Origin of the sequence: Mesorhizobium sp. M1A.F.Ca.IN.020.06.1.1 (assembly GCF_004023265.1) — a bacterium.
In the GTDB taxonomy this organism is placed as follows: domain Bacteria; phylum Pseudomonadota; class Alphaproteobacteria; order Rhizobiales; family Rhizobiaceae; genus Mesorhizobium.
The window spans coordinates 1-2,635 of record NZ_RZSR01000851.1; the positions used below are offsets into that span (position 1 = coordinate 1).

At 62.9% G+C, this 2,635-nt stretch carries 3 protein-coding genes and 1 pseudogene; all 4 read right to left on the reverse strand.

Going from position 1 to position 2,635, the window contains the following annotated elements:
• Nucleotides 1–41: 41 nt before the first annotated feature.
• Nucleotides 42–581, reverse strand: coding sequence for a MerR family transcriptional regulator (locus tag EOA60_RS27990; protein ID WP_067000781.1), 540 nt, complete (start codon nucleotides 579–581; stop codon nucleotides 42–44).
• A 125-nt stretch (nucleotides 582–706) separates the two neighbouring features.
• Nucleotides 707–1,030: an integration host factor subunit alpha gene (locus EOA60_RS27995; RefSeq protein ID WP_128312245.1), complete on the reverse strand. Its 324-nt coding sequence runs from the start codon at nucleotides 1,028–1,030 to the stop codon at nucleotides 707–709.
• A 102-nt stretch (nucleotides 1,031–1,132) separates the two neighbouring features.
• Nucleotides 1,133–2,104, reverse strand: a complete 972-nt coding sequence (locus EOA60_RS28000) for a beta-ketoacyl-ACP synthase III (RefSeq protein ID WP_095778646.1) — start codon at nucleotides 2,102–2,104, stop codon at nucleotides 1,133–1,135.
• Nucleotides 2,105–2,113: 9 nt separating this feature from the next.
• A pseudogene (locus EOA60_RS28005) lies at nucleotides 2,114–2,635 on the reverse strand (phosphate acyltransferase); the annotation flags it as partial.

Below are 2,635 nucleotides of genomic sequence, written 5' to 3' on the forward strand. Positions count from 1 at the left end.
GGGACGCCGGCCGTCCAAGCCGCGGGAGCGGCACCCGAAGCTCAACGCACCTGGTCGAGCAGGCGCTTGCACTCCAGAAGGTCGAAGAGCGCCTCCTGCAGCAAGGCCCGGTTGTCGCGCGACAATTTCGAGGAGTCCGGCTGCACGGGACCTTCGTCGTCTCCCTTGCCAAGGCCGAAGAAACGGCGGCTGGGCTTCACCTTGGGCTGACCGACCAGCGCATCCTCGTCGCCGCGCGGCTGGGCAGCCGCGGTCAGCGGCACTTGCTCGGCCTGGCGGCGCTGCGCGATCGCCTCGACGGCTGCCATGTCGCCATTGCCGATCGCGACCAGGAAATGGTTGCCGTTCTCGCGCAACAGCTTCTGCACGCCTTTGATCGTATAGCCCTGATCATAAAGCATGTGCCGGATGCCCTTGATCAGTTCGACATCCTGCGGCCGGTAGTAACGGCGGCCGCCACCACGCTTCATCGGCTTGATCTGGTTGAAACGGGTTTCCCAGAAACGCAGCACGTGCTGCGGCAGGTCGAGATCTTCCGCAACCTCGCTGATGGTACGGAAAGCATCGGGGCTCTTGTCCATGGGCGAATCCTCACGCTGGACCGCAATCCGGAGTTGATCCGAATCGCACCTTATTTCAGCGGTTTATGAAGCGATATTCAAGCCCGGCGTCAAAGGGGCCGCGGTTTTCAACCGGCATTCGAGGGTTACTTGACGCCCTTGGCCTTGCTGTTCTGGTGCGAACGCAAGATGCGGTTCTTCAGCACGTTCGAGGATTTGAAGGTCATCACGCGGCGCGGCAGGATCGGCACTTCTTCGCCGGTTTTGGGATTGCGGCCGATGCGCTCATTCTTGGAGCGGACATGGAAAGTCGCGAAGGAAGACAGCTTCACCGTCTCGCCGCGAACGATGGCTTCGCAAATCTCATCCAGGACGGCCTCGACCAGCTCGGCCGATTCAGTTCGCGACAAACCAACCTTGCGGTAAACGGCTTCGGCTACGTCGGCACGCGTCAGTGTCTTTCCCCCCATGCGACCGTCCCATCAGCTCAAAAACATAAATCGATACAGGCAGCGGCAGAGCCTAAGTAATTGATCCGGCAAGGTCAAGGACCGAACCCCCGCGTTCGGCACTTACCAGCGCAGCAACACCGCGCCCCAGGTAAAACCCCCGCCCATCGCCTCAAGCAGAACAAGGTCGCCCTTCTTGATGCGGCCGTCGGCGACGGCCACCGACAAAGCGAGCGGCACGGAGGCAGCCGAGGTATTACCGTGCAAATCGACGGTGACCACGACTTTCTCTTCGGCTATCCCGAGCTTCTTGGCGGAAGCGTCAATGATCCGTTTATTGGCCTGATGCGGCACGAACCAGTCGAGGTCTTCCGCCGTGATGCCGGCCTCGGCGAAAGTGGCCTCGATAACGTCGGTGATCATGCCGACCGCGTGCTTGAAGACCTCGCGGCCTTCCATCCTGAGATGGCCGACCGTTCCCGTGGTGGACGGGCCGCCGTCGACGAAGAGTTTTTCCTTGTGGACGCCATCCGAACGCAGGCTGGCGGCCAGCACGCCGCGATCGGCGATGTTGCCAGCCCCTTTCGCCGCTTCGAGCACCACGGCGCCGGCGCCATCGCCAAACAGCACGCAGGTCGAGCGGTCGCTCCAGTCTAGGATGCGCGAGAAGGTTTCGGAGCCGATCACCAGGACGCGTTTTGCCAGCCCGCCGCGGATATAGAGATCGGCGGTGGCGACCGCATAGACGAAGCCGGAACACACGGCCTGCATGTCGAAGGCAAAGCCGTGATGCATGCCGAGGCGGTTCTGGATTTCGACAGCCGTCGCCGGGAACGTGTTATTAGGCGTCGAGGTCGCCAGCACGATCAGGTCGATATCCGCTGGCGTCAGGCCGGCGCTGTCGAGCGCGGCGCGCGCCGCCGCCTCGCCCAGCGAGGCCGTCGTCTCGTCATCGGCCGCGACGTGGCGCTGGCGAATGCCGGTGCGCTGGACGATCCACTCGTCGGAGGTCTCGACCATGCCTTCGAAATCGGCATTCTTCATGATGCGGCGGGGCAGCGCGGCACCGTTGCCGCGCACAACTGATCTGATCAAGGTTCGTTCCTATTCCTCGGCCTCGACGGCGACGCCGGATTTCCTGTTTGCCTGGGCAGTCGGATTGCGCGCATGGAACAGATCGAGATCGGCCTCGATCCGGTCAAGCAGATTGTTGCGCACCATGTCGTAGCCGAGCTCGATCGCCGCGGCAAAGCCATCCGAATCGGCACCGCCATGGCTCTTCACCACAATGCCGTTCAGGCCCAGAAAGACGCCGCCATTGGAGCGGCCGACATCCATCTTTTCGCGCAGCCGGTCGAAGGCACCTTTGGCAAAGACGTAGCCGATCCTGGCCATCAGCGTGCGGCTCATGGCGGCCCGCAAATAGCCGGCGATCTGCCTTGCGGTGCCCTCGGCGGTCTTGAGCGCGATGTTGCCGGCAAAGCCCTCGGTGACGACCACGTCGACCGTTCCCTTGCCGATGTCGTCGCCCTCGACGAAGCCGCGATAGTTCATCGAGGCCATGTTGGCCTCGCGCAGCATGCGCCCGGCCTCCTTGACCTCCTCCTGGCCCTTGATCTCCTCGAC